Below are 204 nucleotides of genomic sequence, written 5' to 3'. Positions count from 1 at the left end.
CGATCGTCTACGAATGGTCCAATCGTGTCACTTGGGCGACTGGCCCGCGATACCAGACGAACTGTCGTGACATTCGCTGGAAGCATGAACATGACACGGTCATTCGCCTGCCGGAGCGGCCGGATGATCTGACCGAAGTTGGTGACCAGATGCAGATCCGGATCAGTGGTCAGTTCAGGCTGGAGAACACCATTGCCAGCGCGC

At 57.8% G+C, this 204-nt stretch carries 1 pseudogene; it reads right to left on the bottom strand.

The features are described 5' to 3' along the window. Positions 1-204 (bottom strand): annotated as a pseudogene (locus tag JN414_RS16735) (hypothetical protein); the annotation flags it as partial.

The organism is Gluconobacter sp. Gdi (genome assembly GCF_014132155.1).
GTDB lineage: Bacteria > Pseudomonadota > Alphaproteobacteria > Acetobacterales > Acetobacteraceae > Gluconobacter.
The sequence above is the reverse complement of the archived record's forward strand: the minus strand, read 5'-3'. Positions and strand labels throughout refer to the sequence as shown.